We start from the raw sequence: 23495 nt of genomic DNA, 5'->3' as shown, positions 1-23495 counted from the left end.
AAAAAAATAAAGCGGACATTAGATGTCCGCTATTAGGTGTTCTTCCATATATTTATGTAATAGTGGATCACTATTGATAAATTTCTAAATCTGTTTTAGCTAGCTTTTGTATAACTTTAATAATATTTATCCCTTTTTTTCTCGACACTTTTAAAAGTGATTTCAAGTAATGCTCACAAACCAGGTTATACTCATCCACTGATTTCATATAACCGTCTTCGAATTCTAATAGCTTTTCGAAAGATATATTAGTTTCGCCACATAATTCTTCTAACGTAATTCCAGCTGTCTCCCGAATAAAGGAAAGAAATTGCCCTTCCTCAAACAAAAGTTTTTTTTTGCTTTCAAAATCCAATCTCAATACACCTCCAGCCTAAAAAGACGCGAGTTTAGCTTATCACTCCTTTTTTAAGCTTCATTTTTTTGAAGGAATCATTCTGATCCAGGAACTTCAGTCTGAACCTGCTCTTGGGCCGTCTTTGCAACTTGATCAGTAAGACTGTTAATGCCGTCAGAGATTTCTTGCATTAGCGTACTGAAAGAAGCTTGATCGAATGCAGAAAGGATCGCTTCATCGAATTTCAAATCCACAATTTTAGCAATAAGATTGAGAAGACCATCATAGGTTCTCGAAGAATAAATAATGCTTGTAAAGTTTAATACAATAAGAGCGACCGCAATCGTTGTCGTTTTCTCGACCCCTAATAATTGATTAAACAGTTTATCAAATTTATCCTTATCCATTTGATCGCTTTTTTTGAGTTTTGATTTTTTAGTTATATCTAGGAGCTTTTTAGTATACACATTCATAAACTCATTGACCGTTTTCATTCGCTGAATTGGATCAAAGTGAGGGTATACATCAATATGTGTCTGTTCATTCAATTGAATTCTCGCTGTAGTGCGATAGACTGCATCCATTTGATCGATATCTAAATTATTGGTTTGATTCATTATTAACCTCTCCTGTTCTTGCATCATTTGAGTTTTACGCCTCAAACGTAGATAAATTACAATAGCTCTTTAATAAAACTATGTTTGGACATAAATAAAAGAGAGAGACCGAAGTCTCCCTCATGTTTATTTTTATTCAAAAACATAGTCAACCAATTGCTGATGACCCTCTGTATCTACCACTGTAAATGTATCAAACACAATTTCAAGATTTGTTGCATTTGTACCTTCCATAGTAAATGTAAAGTTTGCCTGTGGCCGCGCTTTATGAACCGTCACATGAACAGGATAGTCCTTCTCATCCTCTTGATTGCGTGCAAGGCCTGTGCCATAAATTTTGACTGCTTTAGGAAACTTGTTGCCGCGAATCGAAATTTTCTTTGCTGTAGTTGCCGATGCATACAGATAAGTAACGACGATTTCCGAACCTTCAGGATGACTTGTAGCATTCAACGAGATCACCTTATCGTTAATTGCATATTGCCCAGCCGCAGGAGTCGCAGAACCTAGCGTAATTTCTTTACCATAATCGCGAACACCTGCCAGATCAGCTACAAAAAGACTATTTGCAAGTGGTGCTGCAGAAAGTTTTACTGTGTTATCAGCTGCAACAACAAGTACTTCGCGTTTGAAAATATCCGATGCGCCTGTAACCAGGTCTTCGCCGGTAAGCATTGCAACAGCCTTCAGATCAACTAACGGCATCGTCACATTAATTGTCGATTCACGGGAGTGATCAAACGAGAGCTGGTCGACATTGCCCCAGCCGCCTTTGATTTTCAGTCTCTCCGCAGTATTTGCATTAGAGCTAACCGCTGCATAATCCGAGTAAAGTACAGGCTTATTTGTTGCATAATCCACGATAGAAAGATTCAGTACCTCTTTAATTCCATATTGCAAACCCATATATAATTCCTCCTGATATAAATAATTTGATTTTATTTTCCTTCTACTTTTGCAATCCAATGTTTAAGAGTCAGCTTCTTAGGATCAGCACCTTGTAAAAGCTGTTGAAATTCAGACTCATATGTATCTTTCATAATAAGCCGAATGTACAAATGATAAAGCTGATAAACCGTTAGGTTCCATACATCAAGGATATTAAGGTTTGGCGTATAAGAAGCAACAATAGAAATAATATCGTTTAAATTAATTTGATTATCTTTATTGTCTTTACTAAGTTTATTCTTAATTTTGTCGAGTTTCTCTTTCAACTCTCTGGCTTTGTCATTTGCTGGATTAAATTTATGATTCGGAGTTGAATCAGACAGAAAATATTGCTCCCGAATGACAAGTTGTATTAAGGAGAATGTTTTACGGTCCAAAATGAATTTTTCATCCAATAACATATGCACTTTGTCATCTATTATTTGGACCTCGATTTTACATTTGGTAACCAGCTCTAAGGCCGACTTAAATATCAGACCATCTTCATATTTCAATGTGCTAAGCACACATAGATAATCGAATACATCAATATTTAGTTTTTTAAGCTCAGGAATATGGTTATCGTTAATTAAAAGACAACCTAAGTAAATGTTAAATAACGGTTCGCCTAGTCCTGCAATTTCTTTCAAAGATAGCGGATAGATCGGAATTTCATTAATATGGACGGGCAAACCTGAAAGATAGTTGAGTTCATTCGACACTCGCATCACCTAATTTGTAGACCGCAGTATAATCTGCGATTATAACCTTAGTCCTACAGTCTATTGCTTTGCTTAACTTCTAAACGGACTAATCATCGTTAACCTTCACTACTTGTGCATTCCCCATCACCTCCTTATAGGTAAACATGAAAAAGAGCAGAGTGTATCTCTCTGCCCTGCTTGGAATGAATCCAGGTTCCATTTGATTAGCTTATGCCATGTATGTGACCTGGTATTCCCTATCACATTAGAGGTTTAACGCAAATTATAATATTGAATAGTTTTTTTATATGTTTTATTCTCATTTCTGAATCGAACTTAATATCCGGTTCGTTTTCATTCGATTACGTGCCAACTCTCGATCAGCATCAACCGAACAATTTCTGCAATATTTTTGATTATTGGTCTTTCTTCTTACTATTGCATTGCATTTCGCACAATCAATAATTCCTTTTTCACCTTTCCATTTTAAAAAGTATAAAATAGAGTTATTAAAATCCGTTATGGTGATCTCTTTATCGGTATCGTTAGTTATAAATAGCGCTTTACACTTTGTACTCGTTATTTTCAAAGGAACTTCAATCAAGCCTTTTTCTTTTAGCTCAAATAACATTCGTTTTTTACGTGTCTTAACTTCATTAGATAATTGAGCATCTTTTATTATTTCTCTATGATCATCAAATAGATCCAGTTTTTCCTCGTTGACCCTCAGTAAATTTTTCAATCTAGCTGTAACTAAAATACTAAATGCAAATTTTTGCAACTCTAAATCTTCTTCACCATTCGTTTTTTTCAAGGCGGTAATCACATCCAACTCTCTTTTTGGAATCGACAGCTGCGTAATTTCATTCAAACGGTACTTATAGTCGTCCGCGATTTCCATGTAGTTCTTATGAATAGAGTTTATCATCTTACGAAGCAGACTCTCTAATCTTACGAAATTATATTTATAATTCCCTTGCAGAAACTTCTCAAGCTCTAACAACACTTCGGTTTTATTTAGCCCTTCTTTAAAAAAGTGTTTAATTAGAACTTGAAAAGTATGTGTGGGCTTCTCGTCTTTAATCTTTCTCAGCTTCAGTGCTTCCTCCAGCAACATTCTTTCGTTTAGCAAAAAATTCATTCTATATCGCCCTCCTTCACTCGTTTCCTCTTCACACTAAATCTTTCTCCTGCAAATTCAACATCGCCCTGCATATCCAATTCTAAATAAGTAATCATGTAATTGGAGCGCTTCCTTAAATTACGAATAATCGTATCTCCTGCTATATCCCACACAAACTGTTTCGAATTATTATTTGAATAAAGCATATCAATAACAATATTACATAGTACATCTTCATTGCTGCAAATATTTAAGGCTAGAAACCTAAATCGGTCTTTAAGCACATCTCTTTGACTGGTACGTCCGTTTTCCTCTCCAGCTGCATGCTCAAGCGCTTGCTCATACACAGCAACTGCAAAGACATATTCATCATACAATTTTTTCATTTCATCAAATACAGGCTTTTCATAAGTTGCATCTGACTTCAGAATTGAATAATCAAATGGCTGATTGTTAGTTCTAGATCTTTTAAATTCATTCTCAATTTTTTTGCATATTTTATTCATCGTACTTTCCCCATGCGTACAAGGATTCATCTGATTATAATAATGAACAAAGCTCTCTTCTTCTTCTGTGCGATTCACTTTCGCTAGTAATTCAAACAACTCGATTCCAAAACGATTCATAGCGCTTTTATTTGAATTTTTCATATAGGTATCATGCTTTTTTTTCATCTCATCATTGCTGTAAATCATAAAATAAGGGTTCTTATCCGTTACAATACTTAGATTAAACTCATCTTTCGAGAGGATCTCCTTGGAATCAAAATCTCTAACTATATTAGCGTTAGCATCATACCAGACTTTAGGCATTTTCTGCCCTTCGATGCCCTTTGCACGATCAATACTGTCCTGCTGAAGCTTTTGACAACGTTTTATCCGTTGAGACAACTCTTTATACTGCTGACTGTCCTTTGAAAAAAAAGACAACATATCATACATTGCAGTCGCTTTATTCGTGATAACACCAATATCATCACCTTTACTTTGTTTATTTGCACGTATAAGATCAATCTCCTCAATGATTTTTGGAATTGCAGTTCCTTGTTCACAAATAATTGCATTCGACTCTACAATGCTGTGTAGTATGATAGGATTATTAGTTGTCATAAGCTGGTCACCGTCAAAATCTGCACCGTTTAATGCATGAGTTGTGGCATCCCATGCGTTAAAAATAATAACTGTATCAAGATATTTATACCACTTTTTAAGTTTTTTATCGTTATTCAATTTCAAAATACGGATATTTTCATGACAGGACATCGGCGCTCTAAAGCCTGCAATCCTTTCTACATTTCTTTCATTCCAATAATCTGAGTAGAATTCCCCCTCGCCTAGCAGGCCAGTGACAGGCATATTGAACATATGCTGCGACAAGGCATAAGGATCGCCACCGATTGTTTGATAATTGCCGTTTACTCTGAGCCTGCCAAGCTTAGCATCATTAATCATTTTACGAATCATCTTTTTTATGTTGCCTGCTACAAAAGGATCGTCAATCATTTTTGGCTCCAGCATAAGAGCATGAGCGAAATCATACTCCAAATCATCAACACTTTTATCTGTTAAATGGATACCTTTAAGAAATAATAGGCTCTTCCTCCAATCTCCTCCCATTGCATCTTTAATGAAATTTACAGTTGGTTTCGTTAGATTGTCTATGTCTTCGTCCGATAATTCCAACGATTGAATAAATTGATAAGTTAGATTGCGTTCATTCTCTAATTTTTGAGGCATCACTTTAGTAATAGAGAATGTGTAACCGTTCTTCCAATTGCATTCCATGAATTGATTGATATCACTGTAGCTAGACCACAATTTTGCCATTGAAGCAGTCAACACCATATCGATATCATTTAAATCAGAATGTGAATTACCCCAGACATCTGTATAAACATTCGTCTTTGCTTCCTCTTCAGCAAACAGATGGTAATCAAAAACAAAAAGCATTCCTTTGGTAAAGCCAAAACGAATGCAAAAACCGCTAGGAACATAGTCCAGCCCTAATTCCTTCCGCCAATGCTCGGCTAGTCGATAGCTAATAAATCCATAACCATCATTTATATTGAGCTCAAGTTCAAAATTTTTTATTTCTTTAATTGATAGTTCCTCATCGTTACTGATTAATGTAACGTCTTTATATATTTTATGCCTATAATCTTCAATTACAGCAACACTTTTGGGATGAATCAAAGAAACAGGTATACTGGCGCTGCTAACAAGAGACTTGTAAGCTTCAAACTTGGCAGGAACCAGTTGTTTTGTTTGATCCCTTCCGTTATTTAATTTTGCTTTCAACTGCTCGTACACTCTCTCGCTAGCGAAGACAACAACACCTTTTTTGGCTCCCCCTGCAGTAGCAAACAAACGATAAAAACGAAGCCCATTAAATACAAATGATTTACTAACAACATCGTAATCTTTCATTGAATCCATGATGACCATTATGTAATCTTGTAAAAATAATTTTTCATCCAATAAATTTCGGAGCTGCTTAATTCGAGTACGATTTATTTGGGTGTCAGGCAGTCTGCTAATTGTTTTAATCTCTCTATTAATTTTTTGAGTATCCTCGTAAGTAAAGCTATTGTGAGTAATTTGATTAATAAAACGAATAACCTGGCTTTCCGCGAGCTTAACAACCTCTCTATTGCACCTAGCCTCTTCTGGCGAAAGATTAAGATTCCAATTATTACTTTTTAGTCTTGATGATCTAATTTTATAAACATAGTATTGATTTAGCTTTTTCTTAATAATAAACACCCTCTTTTGAAATGTTTTATCCTATAAACTGCACATAATGAAACTTTACACTTTTAAAGGATAAGTATCAAGTACTTTAACATACCAGCCCAGGTCTTAATCTAATCATGCAATAACATTAATCAGTTAAAAATTCTATTTAATAAACAAAGTATAGACACATTAGATTTAGGAACTAAAATTTATCAAACATGTATTAGTAAAATTATAATTACAAGAAGGAATTTCCCTTCTTCTATATATTAATATCTAGGGAGGAAATTGAAGTGACTGATATGTTGCGAGTAAAGAATCCGAATACAGGAAAATACGAATTAATTAGCATTAACGAAATACTGTACTTTGTATTTAATAATGATAGTTTTACCAGGGTGGGTTCGGACAAATATGAGCTATTATTGCCTATCACTGAAATCGGATTGAAGGAAATTATAGAGGAGTATGAATTTACAGCCTCTGACCGCTATGTATTCGTCAACACTAATAAAATGAAAAAGCTTCATAGCAGTCTAAACAGCATCATATTTGCTGATGTGACAAGTCTGCAGGAAGCAAAGCAGCTAAACGTTCCGACTGTTTTTATGCACTCAAAGTATGCGCCTAAGATTAGGGCCATTCTCGGTGTAGAAAATGACCTAGCCTATAAACTAACAAAGAAGAATTCAAAATATATATTAAAACGCAATGTTTTTGATGAAATATCCTAATAAATTTCGATAACATAACTAATAATTCCCTAAATTTCGACATATTTCATCAAATCAAACACATTCTGCACATCTCCATATATTTGTAAAGCCAAAAAAAACTATACTTTGGTAGTGAAAAAATAGGTCTCTCCATTTACTATTTGATTGTAGGCATGACTTTTTACCTGAAAGGATTGATTAACATCATCACAATCTAATAATATAGCGATAATGATTACCAGCAAGTAAGTTTCAACTTAAGTAATTTTTATATGTTTTACTGAAAATCAAACTACATCTAAGATAAGGAGAATAAAATGAAACACGTTGTAAAAGGATTTGTATATATTCCAATTCAATATATGGTTGACTCTGACTCTGAAAATTCTGCTTTGGACTACGCTCAGTATGTCCTTAACGATACAAATATAGATAGCATTGATATGGATGTTCACGTAAAAGGTAAAGAAGACACATTGTACATAAGAGCAGTACGTGGAATAAATGTGGAGTGGACGAAGGCTCTTCAAGCAGACTAATAAAAGAAGGATGAAAATTATCCAATGAATGAAATCCGCCCTTTTGAAGCATAACTACCTTGTCTTGCCAAACTATGCCTAAGGAGTGTTGAAAATGCGCGAAGGCTTGATTCCTGCCGTTCTTGGAACCGTAGTTACAGCTTCTGGTGCTTCACTGCTCAAAAGCAAGTATAAGCTTATTGGTACTGGTGTTCTTGGCTTTGGTCTGGCCCATATTGTATTGGGTGCGATTGATTTAGTCGAGCATCGCTAAGCTTGGCAAGATCCGAGGAGGGGGAGGCGTTCAGCCTCCTTCTTTTTTTGTGAGCTAATGATGTCGATAAATAATCCAATTGCAGATTCAAATTATGACAAATATTGTATCCGTCATCTGTTACAATAATCTCCATGCTGTCTCAACCATGTATAGGAGAGTGAAAAAATGAAAGTAATAGAGAACGAACATTTCACCAGCGAAACGATCGCGTTTGACGGATTCCATTTTATCGGGTGCACCTTTACGAACTGTGTCATCATCATTACGACTTTAAACTTCGATTTCAATAGATGCTCATTTTACGATTCTGCGCTTCACGTCAACCCGAAACTGCCGGTATTTGAAATATCTCACCGCCTGTCCCAGTCCGCTTACGACAGCGACACGACCTGCTTCCGCGACGATTACAAATATCCAAGAACGACCGTCGAGCTGCCAGCCGCAACTCTGCACTAATTAATTAGGTTATTACCCCGCTTTATTGGCAAAAATTAAACGGTAACAGCCCGATTTTCGGGACTTTGTTACCGTTTTTTATTTTTATTTTCGTGACTGCAACATTGCAGCCGACTTCTCCGTCAAACTTTATGCTATAGCAAATACTAGAAGAAAAGAGATGATCCCATGAGAAAAAAACCGTTAATCGTAATAGCGTTAACGATGCTGCTCGTATTTTCTTTAAGTCAATCAGTATGGGCTTTCAGCGATACGAAGAACAATCCGAATGAAAGCAAGATCGAAGCGCTCCAGAAAAAAGGCATCATCGGCGGGGAAAAAGACGGCAAGTTCAATCCGAATGGCAAGCTTACTTATGCTGCCGGCATTTCGATGATTGTAAAAGGCTTGGGACTGAACATCGACAACATCCGTTTTATCAAAGCGCCAAAGGTAACAGACCACTTTAAAAACCTTAAAGATGACGCTTGGTACTCCAATGCTGTTATTATCGCTCAATACAACGGACTCGACATTCCTGTCGATGTTAAAGCTGAAGACGAAATGACCCGCGAGCAATTCGCCCATCATTTGTTCAAAGCAATCCTGACAAAAGGCGACTTCGCCTTCACCAAACAGTATGTTGTGCTGAATGATGAGAAAAGCGTCAATGCCGAGTACATGGACAGCATTCAAAAGCTGCTCATTCTGAAAATCGCCAGCCTGGATGCGAAACAAAACTTCAATCCAAAAACAGCAATTACCCGTGGAGAATCAGCAGCTTGGCTGTATGATGCTATAGAATTCGTGCAAAATACGCCTCCTGTAACAGATCCAACGCCGGCTGTGGATTACAAGCTGACGACTGAGAAGGTCAATGCCGACATCACAAAAGTGACGATCACCGCGCAGCTTCCTCATCCTGGCTATGGACTTCATATCACCTCCATCTCCTTTGAAGGCGATCAAGCGGTTATTCATGTCGAAGTTGGAAAGCCAGATCCGGATAAAATCTATCCGCAAGTTGTAACGGAAAAATCAGTATCGACTTATATTGATGCGAAGCTGAAGCCAATTCTGTCGGCACCGGGTCAATCGGTTGATGGTTCTACTGGATTCCCGATTGAAGAAGGCGGCTCCGCAAGCGGCTCCACCGGCTTCCCTATCTCCGGATAAAACAACAAAGCGCCAATCCTCCTAGTACAGGAAGATCGGCGCTTTTTATTTTCATACCAACAGTTCCTTATTCAATCGACCAGTCAACTTCATCGCTGCCGATGGCGCGAAGGTATTCGTTCGCCTTAGAAAACGGCTTGCTGCCGAAAAATCCATTCCTCGCGGCCAGTGGACTCGGATGTACCGTAGCGATAACCGGATGCTTGGCCGTATTTATGAATGATGCCTTATTCTGCGCATGCTTGCCCCATAGAATAAACACTACCGGTCTTTCCCGCTCGTTAAGCAAGGTGATGATCCGATCCGTAAAGCGCTCCCAGCCGGCTTTTTTATGCGAATTAGGCTGCCCCTCTTCTACCGATAGAACGGTATTGAGCAGCAGTACGCCCTGCTTGGCCCAAGAAAGCAGCGAGCCATGCGCTGGAATCGGACAACCAATATCGTCATTCAATTCTTTGTAAATGTTGCGGAGGGACGGCGGAATGGCTACCCCTGGCTTAACAGAAAAGCTTAGCCCTTGTGCTTGCCCTTCCCCGTGATACGGATCTTGGCCGAGAATGACGACCTTCGTCTCCGCTAGCGACGTATATTGCAGCGCTGTAAACAGCTCAGAACGTTCGGGATACACATTGGCTAATGCATAACGCTCATTCAAAAATGTCTCCAGCTTCTTATAATAAGGCTGCTCCTGTTCGGTCTTCAGCAGTTCTCCCCAATCATTGTTCAATTCCATGCTCTCTTCCCCCTTATTTCCTCCCGAAATCAGCCCGGATTTCTCCCCATTCTTCCGTGTTCCATTTCACAACCTGGTTGCTGTACGAGTTCGAGCGAAGCCACTCCAGCGCCCAGTCTGCAAGCTCCCAGATCCGTTTCGTCGATTCGTCACGCGTTAGCGAGGAAGCGATCTTTTGGTTGCGCAGCCATGCCAGCGCGGTTCTGGAGTCGCTGTAGATCGTTTTGCCGCTGCCCTGCTTCTTGAGATAATCAAGCGCATGAACGACAGCGATGAATTCGCCGAGGTTGTTCGTTCCATTCGGAATGGGACCCACATAGAACAATATGTCACCCGTCTGCGTATCCACGCCTTTGTACTCTACAGGACCCGGATTCCCCCGTGTACCTACGTCCACCGAGATACTGTCATAATCGATTTCCAGTGCGGCCTGAGGCACAGGTGCTGTGCTTTTGCTTGCCACCTTAGCGTACGGCTTCCCTTTCGCCGCAGACGCGCTGCTGCTGCCCGGCTTGCTTGCTGAGCTGCCTTTTCCCCAATAGCCCTTCCAGCCCTCTTTGAACGCCTGATCGGCCTGCGCCTTGGTTTCAAACGACTTATATTTCGCTTCGGGAAAACCGTTGACCTGCTCCTGGCATTCCTTCCACGTTCCGTATACGCCTGTCTTTTTGCCAACCCAAACGACATAATACTTGCTTGCTGCCATCATTCACACCCCTTATTTGCGGCAATAAAAATCCCCCTTCAACGCTCGCCCTGAAGGAGGATATAGTTCATCGTTATGTACCCTTGCTCTGATCCCATTATAGCAGACGGGAGAGGGCAGTTCCAGCAATCCTAGATTACAGTCATTGATAATGGCTGATGTCTCCGTGCAATACAACCTTAGGCACATTATCGGCAATGTCGATTCGGGAAAGACTGGTCGGATGAATTTCCGGCGGGCTCCAGAGCTGTTTCATTTCTTTTCCTTCGAAATAAACCATGAGCAGCTTAATAATGACGGTATGCGTAACAATAAGGATCGATTGCCCTGCATGATTGTTTAGAATGTCTTGTAATTTATCTATAACTCTAGCTTGCATCCCAGCGTATGTCTCGCTGCTTTCGATTTCAAACTTGTCAGGGTTGTTCCAGAAATGATCCCATTGCTCCGGATATTCCGTCTGAACTTCCGACTGCAGCCGTCCTTCCCAAATCCCAAATCCCATCTCGATAAAAGCTTCTGAGATTTCAAGAGGAATCTCTCTATCACCACGCACAATCTGGGCGGTCTGCAAGGCTCTCGGACTGGAACTTGCATAAATCACATCTATAGGGACAGTATCCATTGCACTTCTTAACCATTCCGCTTGCTGCTTGCCAAGATCGGTTAATGGGGAATCCTTGAAGCCTTGCATGCGGTGAACGACATTCCATTCCGTCTCTCCGTGCCGAGCCAAGTATAGTTTAGTGTTCATGTCAGAAGCCTCCATCTGTGCTGAATATTCGACACATTCATTATACCTTAAAAAAGGAATCTGGAATAACCGCCATCCTCCACACCTTGAATCCCTTCCAGATCGAGCAGCTTACGCTTCATCTCCAGTCCGCCGCGGAAGCCTGTCAGCTTGCGGTTCGCCCCGATAATGCGATGACAGGGCAGGAGAACTGGAATCGGATTGGCGCCATTGGCTGCCCCAACGGCACGTACTGCCTGCGGCCTGCCAACCGCAGCTGCAATTTCACCATATGTCCTCGTTTCCCCATAAGGCACACGTCCCAGCTCATTCCATACCTGCTGCTGAAACGACGTGCCGATCAGATCGAGCGGAATATTGGAAATCTCAGGCTCATCCCCTGCAAAATAAGACTGCAGCCATTCGCCGATTCCTGTCGCCTTTATTACAGCTGCGTCCTGCTGCGGCTCAGAGCCGGGCACTATCCGCTGCATCCAGCCCCGAAAATCTTCAAGCCCCTCATGCGGAAAAATAATGCGGCATACTCCGCGTTCAGTGGCCAGCAGCAGCCACTCGCGGCCTTCTATGTTTAGCTTGTCCCACACCAAAGTTTTTCTCATTATGCGATCGCCTTTCCTGTATGAATCTTGATGTTATTATAGCATGAGGAGGGTTAGCGTTCACTTTCTTGACAAAGGTCCGCTGGAGGAAGTAGTATGCTTAGAGCAAATAGGAAAGAATCATAAATTTTTCAAAAACTACAAACAGCATCAAATAAACAAATAGATTGGATAAATACAGAGTTCTATCATGTTAAAATACAAAAGTATACATATATTTTCGAAAACGAAAGCTTTCATCTGAAATGTATAGCTTACATTTTTATATCCAGTCTTTATAATTATATTTATCGTCAACGCAATTTATTTTTTGTAGAAAGGAAATCTATGTTGAAACTCAAAGGAATGTATCCTAATAAACGTGTCCTTATCTTCATACTTATTTCTTTTATCATACTTAGCATTTTAACAAGTTCAAAAATATTAATATCCTACTACTCAACTGAACAATCCGCACGAATTGCTCTTGCGAAGCAATATCTCGCTATTGCTGAGAAAATAGCTAATGGTCTGGACAAAGATGCTTATCAACAATTTTTATTAACCAAAACTAAAGATGACGAAAATTTTAGAACAACAAAACGATATCTGGAAGAATACCGAAGCCGTATAAATGCGTTATACGTTTACGCTTTATTATTGGATGAAAGTGACGTCACGAAAACAATGGTTGCAGCAGTGCCAAGTGCCTTACAGGAATTGCCTATTGGCGCGCCATGTACGGTTCCTCCTGCTCAAGTTACCCAAGCGAAGAAGGGTCAGAATTACTTCACAAGTATTATTAAAGGAGACCGCGATGAAGCCTATTTCTCAGTCGGTGTCCCGTTTTATGATGAGAATGGCGAGATATTAGGGGTTATCGGAATTGATATTGACGCCAAAGACTTAGAGCAAGTCAGTCTTCAAGTTATAAAAAGCAGTGAAATCACTTTTGCCATTGATGTATTATTCGCAATTGCTCTTATCACCGTTGTTTTCTTTCTAAATAAATGGTACAGACTTCGTTTAAAGCAGGACTTAAAGGATTCAGAGAAAACATTTATTTTAGAGCTTGGTAATATTGTAGCTACCTTAAAATCAAGCAGGCATGACTTAATGAATCATTTACAAGTTCTGAACGGTTTAATGCAGTTGAAGCTGTATGATAAAACAAGCGACTATTTAAAGCAAATTACAATGGATTCAAAAGCGATGGATTTATCATTACAAGTAAAGAACCCCATTCTAATGGTTCTGTTCCAAAGCAAGTGGGAGCTGGCTCAATCCAAAAATATACGGATCCAATTTGATATCGACCAAAGTGATTTTAGTCGGATGGAGTCAATGGATATGGTGAAAATCATCTCCAACCTTTTAGACAATGCTATTGAGGCTGCCGATATATACGAAGGCTCACAGCCTAAGTTAATTCGTATTATCTGCAAAACGGTTGGTTCAAAGTATACGTTTGCGATTGAAAATCCTACCCTGCTTTCTGTAAAAGAGCAAAAGAATCTATTCCAAACTGGATTTACAACGAAGGGGAATGGTGACGGGGTACGAGGCAACGGATTATCGATTATAAAAAGAACGGTTGAAAAATATCATGGTGATATCGATGTCCATTATGAGCAAGAAATCATTTTGATCCAGATTACAATTTAATTAAAAACCTCCTGCGACAACTGATCTAGTCAGATATGCCGAAGGAGGTTTTTCTCTAGTACCTCTTATTATAGAAAAAGAAAGAAAGACTCCAGCCCCCTAATTGAATAAATAAAAGAGTGCCTAGCGCGGCCGGGACGGAAAACGCAACGCCTAATGCATATAAAATAAATATAGAATAGGTAGCTGCTAAAGTAATAATCCAGGAACTGCTATGCGATTTCGCCACAATAGCTTTTAAACGTTCATCGATCCCTCTGTTTTTAGCTGCTTTTTTAATCCCCCACCATACCCCAAGAACTCCAAAAAAAACACCGACCAGTATACCTGCCAAGCCAACAAGCTGATCCGTATTCATGAGTACTCACTTCCTTCCTCAAAGATAAACACATCTTCAATTGTGCAGCGAAATGCTTTAGCGATCTTATAGGCTAATTCCAAGGATGGATTGTACCGCCCGCTTTCGATGGAGATGATCGTTTGCCGAGAAACGCCAACTTGCTCAGACAAATTTTCCTGCGTCCATCCATTTGCAGCCCTTAGCTCCTTCAATCGATGCTTCATGCTATCCCTGCCCTTCATGTAAAGCTACCTTTACGTAAAGGATACTTTACAATAATATAAAATGTCAAGTAGACTTTACTTTTTCTTGTTCTGAATAATCTCTTTTCACTTTTTACAGTGGAAGCTTATTCTTCAAAGACCTTCTATCCAACAGCTGAAAACATTAAATTTACTACGATAAAATAAAAAAATGCTTCATTATGTACGTACAATTAAGCAACTTTTCTGCTCTAATTAATCACAGGCATTTCCAACGAAAAAACCTCCTTCAACTACCTGATCTAGTCAGATACATTAAAAGAGGTTTTTCATCTTTACTCAAATCCTGTATAATTTATTCAAAGAAACAGGACTATGTTTACTGCAAGTATGTACTTCGTAAAAAACCAATAAGTACAAAGTTTTTTTAGTATGCCGAGGACGGGAATCGAACCCGTACGGTGGTCACCCACCGCAGGATTTTAAGTCTTGAAACGGCCTTCTTGGCCCCTCTCCTATATCACAGAAAGATCGAGCACAAATCCTTTAACCATGCGGGTTAAAGGCACTTTTTTATGTTCCATGCACTCTGCGTTCAGGAAGTTGCATATGGAGCCATGTTAGCAAAAATGTTAGCAAACTGATGGGCAGAAAGTTTTCATTTCTGCCCTTTTTTATTGGAAAGAGATTAATATGATCATTATTTAAATAGTACTTCTTTGCTACAGCATTAACTATTCAATTCCAATAAATCATTTAGCAACAATTCTGATAGCCTCTCTTGGTAAGCTGGTTTTCCAAACACAATCATTTCATTTGCTGTCTCCGCTAAATCGTTAGAAACATTGTTGAGCCAAACCTTGTCATCTATTGAAAGTACACTCTCTATATTTGGATCGTAGGCCAATTTATAATCAGAAGGACTCATTCTCCACAAAACGATGTTCTTATAGCGAGCCATTAGTCCCTGGGCAATTGCCAGGCCATTCTTATCAAAGTCACCACCATAATAGATACTGAACCCCGCATCATTAAGTCGATCTAGAAGAATCAATGCAGAAGCACTTAGGAAACCACCTGTACACAGCAAAACTGGCCTTTTCTCCCGTTTAATAGTTATTAATGAGTGTGTTAAATATTCAAAAGCTTGGGGATTTTCCAACACAAACACTCTCTTTTGCGGTTGAAAAGGAACTGAGAGTGTACGTATAACGTGTAGTGGTACAGGCCATCCCATATCATCTGAAGCCATTACCTCAAGTACTGGATGCTTAGTACCAGTTAAATAAGCTACAAGAACAGTGGAAGAAAGCCCATCTACTTCCAAGCCCACACTACCAAGTAAAACTATTCTAATTTCAGCATGAGAGAGATCACTCGGTGCTTTGCAAAATTGTTCTTCTATAACGGCAAGCAAGAGACGACCAGCAAGTTGATTGGTATCAAATGCGTGGGGGTTCCCTGTGAGATGTGCTGCAAATAGAGCAAGCAACTCCGGTTTTTGTAGAGGTAGCTTCTTAATCGCCGCTACCACCATTCTTGCTGCTCGTTCTGCCGCTTCCGAATCTTTATTGTATGCTCTACGATATCGACGCCCGCTTAACCCATCAGAATTAAGTGCTTCTATCCAATTTTGAACCCTTCCATCATTTGGTGCCATTTCGAGAACTCGTTTTAATCCCTTCGTCCACGCTTCTTCTTCTTGAAGCTTCTTATCTTTACGCATCAATATCGGACCTGAATATGCTTCAATTACATGTAACAATCTTACTTGTAAAAAACTCTCCTCTAGCTTTTCATCAAGCTTTTCGAGGGATATTTGTAACTTTCCGTCTTTGATATATTTAACATTTCGATAACCTACTAAGTTAATGAGTTCTTGTTTTTGAGCTTCATCACAAATAATTGAAATACTCCCTCGTGTATTACTTCTCTTCTCTATGTGTTCTCTTGCAGCATCCAATAGGTGCAATAACCTCAAGTTTCTTAATTGGGCTACTGCATTATCAACAGCATTGTTCATACTTTCTCTCCACCTTCTAAACCAATTGCAATTTGAGCTAGAGTCTCGTGGGAGGTATTTCCATCCCAAAGAATAGGATAAGTAACATGGATATTGCCCTCTAACGATACGCGGTAGGTCATTGCAGCCGACAAATTGTCACTGTAAGGCAATTCATCTGGACATGAAATTATCCAGTGCAGATTCAATTCATCAAGGAATCTTAAGTATATTTTTTGATGTAGCGAATCAAAACCTGCAAATGCCTCATCTAACATTACAATTCGAGGTGCATCTCCATGTTTTGCAGCGTCATATCGGCAAGCTACCCCTGCAACAGATGGAACGACTAAAGCCCATGCTTTAGCAGATGAACTCCTTTTCCCGAAACCTTTATTTCTAATTCGGACTGAGTTTTCTTGTGGTTTTTTACCAAAAAGATGAAATTCATACCAATTGCGATAATCAAGAGCTGTCCGTATTGCTTCGAAATAACTTAACATACTTCCTTTCATCTCAGCCTCACTACTTACCCGTTCAACTTCCTTCTGTATTAGACCCAAAAGAACCTCTCGTCTATCTTCAGCCAGCCATAGTGCACCTTGATCCATACTCTTCAAAAGTTCTCCTATTGCTGCACCTGTAACGTCCTCTATAGATTTTTGCACTAGTTTAAGTTGGAGTATTTCTCCGTCAGCCGCTCTTGCATTTTTGAGCTTTTGATTAATGTTATCTGTAAACTCGTCTGCCTGATATACTAGTTTTCTTAATTCATCAAGCAATCCATGGTATAAAATTCGTTGGTAAAGTTTTCTTTCTTCCTCAGCAAGAAGATTTTTATATTGTTCACTTGTTTCAGTTAGTATTTCATGTAATCTTGTACAACTGACAGGCTTTCGATTATATTGAAAACGCACAGTATACTGATCTCTACTTGGACGGTAATCTCCAAGAGTATGCATGTTACGACGAAGAAAATCTGAAACTTTGTCACGACGTGTTTCAATTTCTGTAGATAACATAGATGGTTCAACAATCCGTGGTAGTTTCTGTGCAGCACTAACAGGTCCTTGCTTATTAAATGAATCTAAATGCTCTTGAAGTCCTGGATGTAACAATAACGCCAGTTTAAACTCTTCTAAGCGAGAATCCGACTCCTCTCGATGTTGTTTCTCAATTGGCTCTTGAATAGTAATAATTGCTTCTGCTCCAGCCCTTTGCTGAAGCATTTGTTCATTTTCACCAAGGTCTGCATCTTTTTGTTTCTTAAGTACACCTTCTTCAACTTCTAAAGCATCAATTTCATGATGTAGCTCTTGGGTTTCTGGACGCAACATTTCCTCCGCAATTACATTTAATTTTGCAGTTATTTCAGTGAGAATTACATTCCCTTCGCTTTTTTCAATATCAAGTGATTGTAGATATGCTTCTCCTTCTTTATAATCTGCTTTTCTTGTCCTATAAGAACGAATTGCATCAGATAGACCTCTAAAGCGACTTACTAAGGCAAATAAATTTTCAGTTAAATTTGAGATTTGCTGGATACGACTTGCAAGCTCTGTACTAATTAATCCTTTTGCCGAAGGAAGTAATTTAATAAATTCATCATAACGTCCTTCAAGTTCTTGTAACTGCAGTAGTGCCATTTCAAGTTGAGGACGCTTAGCTTCAAGTAATTTCCATGCCTCTCCAACTTCCTTTCGACACCTTCTAGCTTCACTAAATGATTCAAATAATGTTTGCCAAGAAAGCTGTTGCAATTTGTTAAGTTCATTTTCTATCTCTCTATAAGAAAGCTGTAAATCGACTTGCTCTGCCCGCAGTGAATTTATCATCCCATTGTTTTGTTCAATGGTAGCATTTATCAATGTTATTCGGAGATCTAAAGCCTTTTGCCGTCGATCCGAACCTATTAAATTAACCTCATCATGCAATAAACTAACCTGGCCTCGAGCTAATCCATGTTGCCATGCTCCATTGATATCTATCCAATGATCCCCATTACCTTCACCTAAACCAATAGAAGATAATAATTTTATTACTTCTTCTGTTGCCCCATCTTCAGGCTCAAAAATATCCTCCATCGTCTGACCCGAAGTAAGTGGGCTAGGTACTGCCCATGCGTCCATATTAGCGGTAGAAGCCTTGTCGTTAACTAAAAGCAAATCGAGCAAGCCTGATTCAAGTGCAGCCAATTCAATTTTAATCGCTGTATCTCTTGGTATACCTTTTTTAAATTTAATATACTTGTACAAAGGAATATCTAAGCCGCTATCCCTTCTATTTTGCGCTCTAAGTAAAGTTCGATTAGGTTGAATTCCCAAAACTTTAAGCTCTTTCATTAATTTTTCATGAGCTTCATTTTCGAGCCTAAAGCGAATTAAATTCTGTGCCAATGTCTCTGATCGGCTCTCCATTTCGCTTTTTTTATCCTGACCATAGGTAATTAATGGATCGAGCAAAGTAATGGCTCCATCTGAAGGAGTTGCTTGTAAATTATTGATTCGAGAGGTAACTACATTAATGATCTGATCTGGTACATTTATAGCTAAACTTTTTACCTGCCAATCGGTTAGTTCCGCGTATATGTCCGCCTTTGTATCTTCTAATGCATCCTCTGCTTTTTGCTCAGTGAAAACTGCTTCATTATGATTATTACGGAGAATCTTAGTTTCTTCTTGCACAATCGACAATTCCTCTTGAGCAATCTCGACATCTATTTGATGTTTCATCAATTCTTCATATTTACTCACCAACTCTTTTCCTGTGTCAACCAAAGTCAAAGATGGTTGCAGTGATTCTATGATCTCTATAGGCTCATCTATTGTAATAGTAACTAATTCATTGCTTATCTCATGTAGCTCCGTTGCAAAGTCCAGCCAATGTATAGTTGATGCTTGCTGTGCAAACCTCATATGTTGAGTAGCTAATTCTTTAGTTTGAGTATTAAAGCTTTCAACAATTCCTCCAATCTCTTCATCAATCTGAGATAACTTTCTAGATTGGTTTTCGCGTCGATCATCCGTACGCTGTAGTGCTTTTTGAATATCTTCAAGTTGTTTTTTGGCAGCACTAAGTTCAATAGCTAAGCCTGACTTATCGTTTTTACGAAGAAACTTAAGTTTCTGTTCAATTTCAATTAATCGCTGCTGCCTACTCTCATTTCTAAGTCTAAGTCTCTCTAATTCCTCCATCGCAGTATCTTTATTCTCTCTTGCTTGTTTTAATATTCTAGTAGCACTTCCCAATGACCCATTGGCACTTTGCCATCGATTTGCAGCATCTTGCACTAAAACCTGAGAGAGTGACCAGAGATACTCATCAAGAGCCTCTACACAATCAATAATATTATCAACTTCTGATAAATTACGTTTGTGCTCTTCAATATTACGTATAACCTCTGCTGTATGTTCAAACCGTTCATCGGAGACTCCAGGCAAACATCCACGTAAGTTATCAAGGACTTCATCAGGTCCCTGACGGTCGGCAATTTTAGGTGTTCTAGCTTGAATCAACATTGTTGATAGAGCTTTAAACTGATCAGGATTCATACCCATCAGCAACTCATTTACCGCTGCTCCGTATTTACCATGTTCAGTGTAAACCCTTCCACTTTTAACGCTTATTAAATCTTCGAAATCGCGTCGCCCCTTGCAATTCTCATTGGAACTTCGAATATCAAAATCACGTCCGATTCTACTTTCTTCTATGGTAAAGCCCCACCATTCCTTTATCTTTCTTGGGTGATTTCTTGCAGCATTAACTCCCATTCCAATAGTTAAATATTTACCAGTGCTACCATGACGAAATTCAAGGGCTAAGTACCCGATTCGAGCAGTGTATGCAAATGCATCTGGATTTTCTGGATCCGCACTTTCATCTCCAAGTAAATAAAATGCTAAAGATCGGTCCCTAGACAATGATGGATCAAGACGAATTGGTGTTGTATCACCGTCTATCAAAGGTAGGAGGAGTGCGAGTAAGGCGGATTTCCCTCCACGATTCTGCCCTGTGAGGGCTAAATGACCATGTGCAAAGCCTAACTCATGATTCTTCCACATAAACCAATCCCTGAAAATAATTCTTTCAGGTATAAACCCACGAGAACCACCAGGTATATTATTCCTTAATGTTTCTAAATCCTTTTCTAGATTGGTCCAGTTGAGAATCACATATATCACTCCATTTCAAATAAACTAGCTTGCATAATGCTGTTATCATTTTTTTTCTGTACAATTTCCATAACATTGTAATGTCCTATTATTTCGGCTGACACAGGGAGAAGATAACAACTTCCGTGTTCATTTGGTCCCCGTAGATAACCTATCCGTCTCATTTGGGAGAAGATATTCTTACACAACTCCTTCAGAGAAAGCTGCTCTCCCATTTCCACTCCCCAATTGCGCCTATAATTACGATATAATTGAGCTAAAATATCCATTAAGTAACCCTCATCTACTTGAACTGATCCATCTTTTAAAACTTTCAGGCGGTTACTCTCTACTAATAATCTTATTTCTGACATTAGTAGAAGAACAGGATGGTAAATGTACTTTATTACGCGTGATCTATCAATTTCTCCAGGCTCTGGAACAACATCTATTAGTAGTGAAGAGGCACGTTGGGCCGTACTATATCTTTGAATCCGAGCATATGCTTCACTTATTTCAAGTTGCCACCCCAATAACTGCTCTAGCTCTTGCTGGACTTTGGATATGTTGGAACATAAAAAATCAAAGGCTTCAGAATCATCAGCCTTCCAAAAAGCTGGCCCTAACAATAGGCTTCTCCAAGCTCTCGACATAGGAGAGGTAGTTTCACCTGTATAAGGTAGTAGCTTGGAATCTCCGCCAGTAGTAGACACTATACTAATTGATTTTGGATCGAAGTTGGCTAAAAGTCTGGGCGCGTCAGGAACAAATTCATATAAAATGTCTGCTTCTTCCGATTGCACTCCAAGCACCCACTGCACAGCATCCCCGGAGTTATAACATAGGATGTTTAAATCTACCAAAAGGGACATTGCTGAAACTAACGCCTCTCGATGTGTCCTATCCTCTATTTTAAAGTTACCTTTGGAAATCATTATTATCTCTTCAGCAAGCTCAGATATTACAAACCAGCCTATACTTTGCACTGATCGTCGCTCTGCATACCATAGTGCCCAACATAGACACGCATAATCAATAGGTCTTTTAAGGCGTGGAAGTCCTCTTTCTAGCAGCACTTGACTCGGCAGACGTTCAAGCCGATAAAATCCCTGACCTTTTAATAACCTCCAATCAGGTCTTTCATCAAACCACTCTCTCAGATATATCTCATGCTTAAATATTCTTTTGTACGCATCTAGTTGTTCTGACTGGTTAATAATTATTCTGTCTAATAAGTCATGGAGTGCCATTCGACGTTCTTCTAATATATTTGGAGAACCCAATTTCAATCCCTCTCTCGATGCAGTTTAAGAGTAAATGCTGGCATTGTAAGCCGTCCATCTGGTGCATGTATATTTCCGAGCTTTTCTACTTTTGGTGCCTCCAAAGTAATATACCAATCTGCATATCCAATTCTGGTTCTGCCTTCCTCAGAAAGAGCTCGGTAAACGAGTTTGAGGATTTGCTGGCGATCATCTGAAGAATTGCAACTTATTTCATTAATGTCAATTACACCATTTGAACCAAACAATTCAGATAGCGCTCGTGCAGATTCTTCTCTCCGCATATATTCTCTTGCCATTCGCTCAATCTGTTCAAAAGATCGATCTCTGGTAGTACTGAGAGGAGTCTTTTGACGTGGTCCTCTCTTTACTACTTGTAAGGTAATATCAATTGGTCTCTTTTCCCAAGGAGATATGCCTAAGTCAGGACTCGCTTCCCCTTTCCAATGAAAAGGTAGAGTTGCACCGAAAGCCACTTGCCCTAGCCAATGTGCTTTATCTGGCGATAGATTTATGAACGTATCAGCTAATTCAAGGAATGTTTGTTCCCGTACAGTGCTACTGAATAGATGCTGTTCACTTAAGCGCCTCGCGTGACCAGTAATATCCTCAATCCACTCCTCAGCCTGTTTCAACATTACTGTGATATCACCATTTTCAGCAAAATAAGCTGTTATACCTTGTATATCACGTAAACACTGTAATTTCTCCCTGCCCTCATCAAGACGTGTACCATCTGACCTTACTTGCTCACTTGAAATAGCAGCAACTTCTTCAGAAATATATTCCGTATACGGTTGAAGAACTTGAAGTTTATACCGAATGTATTCTCGTCGTTGATATATCTTTTCAATGTTTTGAGAAAGATATTTTGTAATAATATCCCTGTAGTCCCGGTAGCCAGATAAATCAATTACGTCCTTCGGACGGTGTCTGGGGAGATCGCTCAGGTAGTCCTCCATTGAACGAGCAAAGTCAGTAAATGTTCTTAACGTAGAATGCCAAAGTCGATAAGTATCCTCCCAGTCAACACGGTAACCTTTTCCTACATGCTTGGCAGTCCACTCAACTAGTTCAGCGAGACTCTGAATAAAATGTTCGAGCGCCGTTGGATTAAGACCCGCCGCCTTATCTCCTTCTTCTTCTACTTCTACTCTTAATTGCTCCAGTTTTAGAGCAACACGTTCTGCTTGATAAATACGAGGCAAGTTCTTGAGTTCCCGAAGATTAGCAGGCTTGCTTTGCGTAGGAACCAACCTAATCAAGCCCCACTTCACCAATTGATCAAGATTTCGCCGACAACTTAATTCATCATAGTCTGGATAAACCAACCGAACTGCATTAAGAACCCTATCTGAATGAATGTAATGAATATGGGCTTTATGTTCACGGTAAAAGAAGCGCATAATAATGCGACAGTAGGGAAGTTCTAAAACTAGATATTCTGCTTCCTTCATATTATTCAATGCGGCTTTATCGGTCATTAATTGAGCCCCCAATCTCAACTTTCATGGA

At 39.2% G+C, this 23495-nt stretch carries 22 protein-coding genes; 6 read left to right on the top strand and 16 right to left on the bottom strand.

Annotation, left to right across the window (positions count from 1 at the left end):
• Positions 1-70: 70 nt before the first annotated feature.
• The 6 genes from ACFVVF_RS23640 to ACFVVF_RS23615 form a co-directional block, all read right to left on the bottom strand.
• The gene (locus tag ACFVVF_RS23640) at positions 71-355 is read right to left on the bottom strand and encodes a hypothetical protein (protein ID WP_387814881.1); all 285 of its coding nucleotides are present in this window, start codon (positions 353-355) and stop codon (positions 71-73) included.
• A gap of 77 nt (positions 356-432) precedes the next feature.
• Positions 433-954, bottom strand: a complete 522-nt coding sequence (locus ACFVVF_RS23635) for a hypothetical protein (RefSeq protein ID WP_387814880.1) — start codon at positions 952-954, stop codon at positions 433-435.
• 132 nt (positions 955-1086) lie between these two features.
• Positions 1087-1860 (bottom strand): hypothetical protein, encoded by a 774-nt coding sequence (locus ACFVVF_RS23630; RefSeq protein ID WP_387814878.1) that lies wholly within the window; start codon positions 1858-1860, stop codon positions 1087-1089.
• A gap of 32 nt (positions 1861-1892) precedes the next feature.
• Positions 1893-2603 (bottom strand): hypothetical protein, encoded by a 711-nt coding sequence (locus ACFVVF_RS23625; protein WP_387814876.1) that lies wholly within the window; start codon positions 2601-2603, stop codon positions 1893-1895.
• 301 nt (positions 2604-2904) lie between these two features.
• Positions 2905-3726 (bottom strand): hypothetical protein, encoded by an 822-nt coding sequence (locus tag ACFVVF_RS23620; protein WP_387814874.1) that lies wholly within the window; start codon positions 3724-3726, stop codon positions 2905-2907.
• Positions 3723-6470 (bottom strand): RNA dependent RNA polymerase, encoded by a 2748-nt coding sequence (locus ACFVVF_RS23615; protein ID WP_387814872.1) that lies wholly within the window; start codon positions 6468-6470, stop codon positions 3723-3725. Before ACFVVF_RS23615 ends, ACFVVF_RS23620 begins: the two co-directional genes overlap by 4 nt.
• 266 nt (positions 6471-6736) lie before the next feature.
• Between ACFVVF_RS23615 and ACFVVF_RS23610 the strand changes: the two genes are divergently transcribed.
• From ACFVVF_RS23610 to ACFVVF_RS23590, 5 genes are all read left to right on the top strand, one after another.
• A complete protein-coding gene (locus ACFVVF_RS23610; RefSeq protein ID WP_387814870.1) occupies positions 6737-7177 on the top strand; it encodes a hypothetical protein in 441 nt (146 codons plus the stop codon).
• A gap of 299 nt (positions 7178-7476) precedes the next feature.
• A complete protein-coding gene (locus ACFVVF_RS23605) occupies positions 7477-7698 on the top strand; it encodes a hypothetical protein (protein ID WP_387814868.1) in 222 nt (73 codons plus the stop codon).
• 94 nt (positions 7699-7792) lie between these two features.
• Positions 7793-7951 carry an asparagine synthase gene (locus ACFVVF_RS23600; protein ID WP_387814867.1) on the top strand — a complete coding sequence of 53 codons (159 nt, stop codon included), beginning with the start codon at positions 7793-7795 and terminating at the stop codon, positions 7949-7951.
• A gap of 168 nt (positions 7952-8119) precedes the next feature.
• Positions 8120-8410, top strand: coding sequence for a hypothetical protein (locus ACFVVF_RS23595; RefSeq protein ID WP_387814865.1), 291 nt, complete (start codon positions 8120-8122; stop codon positions 8408-8410).
• A 168-nt stretch (positions 8411-8578) separates the two neighbouring features.
• A complete protein-coding gene (locus tag ACFVVF_RS23590) occupies positions 8579-9565 on the top strand; it encodes an S-layer homology domain-containing protein (RefSeq protein WP_387814863.1) in 987 nt (328 codons plus the stop codon).
• A 67-nt stretch (positions 9566-9632) separates the two neighbouring features.
• Here ACFVVF_RS23590 and ACFVVF_RS23585 read toward each other — a convergent pair whose 3' ends face one another.
• The 4 genes from ACFVVF_RS23585 to ACFVVF_RS23570 form a co-directional block, all read right to left on the bottom strand.
• Positions 9633-10298, bottom strand: a complete 666-nt coding sequence (locus ACFVVF_RS23585) for a uracil-DNA glycosylase (RefSeq protein WP_387814861.1) — start codon at positions 10296-10298, stop codon at positions 9633-9635.
• A gap of 13 nt (positions 10299-10311) precedes the next feature.
• Positions 10312-11004, bottom strand: a complete 693-nt coding sequence (gene rnhA / locus ACFVVF_RS23580) for a ribonuclease H (protein WP_387815088.1) — start codon at positions 11002-11004, stop codon at positions 10312-10314.
• A 142-nt stretch (positions 11005-11146) separates the two neighbouring features.
• Entirely contained in the window at positions 11147-11758 is a 612-nt protein-coding gene (locus ACFVVF_RS23575) for a histidine phosphatase family protein (RefSeq protein WP_387814859.1), read from the bottom strand.
• 47 nt (positions 11759-11805) lie between these two features.
• A complete protein-coding gene (locus tag ACFVVF_RS23570) occupies positions 11806-12357 on the bottom strand; it encodes a methylated-DNA--[protein]-cysteine S-methyltransferase (RefSeq protein ID WP_387814857.1) in 552 nt (183 codons plus the stop codon).
• 327 nt (positions 12358-12684) lie between these two features.
• Between ACFVVF_RS23570 and ACFVVF_RS23565 the strand changes: the two genes are divergently transcribed.
• Positions 12685-14001 (top strand): GHKL domain-containing protein, encoded by a 1317-nt coding sequence (locus tag ACFVVF_RS23565; protein ID WP_387814855.1) that lies wholly within the window; start codon positions 12685-12687, stop codon positions 13999-14001.
• 55 nt (positions 14002-14056) lie between these two features.
• Here ACFVVF_RS23565 and ACFVVF_RS23560 read toward each other — a convergent pair whose 3' ends face one another.
• The 6 genes from ACFVVF_RS23560 to ACFVVF_RS23535 all read right to left on the bottom strand — a co-directional run bounded on the left by ACFVVF_RS23560 (position 14057) and on the right by ACFVVF_RS23535 (position 23464).
• Positions 14057-14359: a hypothetical protein gene (locus tag ACFVVF_RS23560; protein WP_387814853.1), complete on the bottom strand. Its 303-nt coding sequence runs from the start codon at positions 14357-14359 to the stop codon at positions 14057-14059.
• Positions 14356-14565: a helix-turn-helix transcriptional regulator gene (locus tag ACFVVF_RS23555; RefSeq protein ID WP_387814851.1), complete on the bottom strand. Its 210-nt coding sequence runs from the start codon at positions 14563-14565 to the stop codon at positions 14356-14358. Before ACFVVF_RS23555 ends, ACFVVF_RS23560 begins: the two co-directional genes overlap by 4 nt.
• A gap of 709 nt (positions 14566-15274) precedes the next feature.
• Positions 15275-16567, bottom strand: coding sequence for a TIGR02679 family protein (locus tag ACFVVF_RS23550; RefSeq protein WP_387814849.1), 1293 nt, complete (start codon positions 16565-16567; stop codon positions 15275-15277).
• A complete protein-coding gene (locus ACFVVF_RS23545; RefSeq protein ID WP_387814847.1) occupies positions 16564-20718 on the bottom strand; it encodes an SbcC/MukB-like Walker B domain-containing protein in 4155 nt (1384 codons plus the stop codon). The genes ACFVVF_RS23550 and ACFVVF_RS23545 overlap by 4 nt, the downstream gene beginning before the upstream one ends.
• Before the next feature lie 5 nt (positions 20719-20723).
• Entirely contained in the window at positions 20724-21947 is a 1224-nt protein-coding gene (locus ACFVVF_RS23540) for a TIGR02678 family protein (protein WP_387814845.1), read from the bottom strand.
• A gap of 35 nt (positions 21948-21982) precedes the next feature.
• Positions 21983-23464: a TIGR02677 family protein gene (locus ACFVVF_RS23535; RefSeq protein WP_387814843.1), complete on the bottom strand. Its 1482-nt coding sequence runs from the start codon at positions 23462-23464 to the stop codon at positions 21983-21985.
• Positions 23465-23495: the final 31 nt, after the last annotated feature.

Source organism: Paenibacillus sp. NPDC058174, assembly GCF_042883865.1.
Lineage (GTDB): Bacteria > Bacillota > Bacilli > Paenibacillales > Paenibacillaceae > Pristimantibacillus.
Note: the sequence above shows the minus strand (reverse complement) of the source record. Positions and strands in the feature narration are given on the sequence as shown.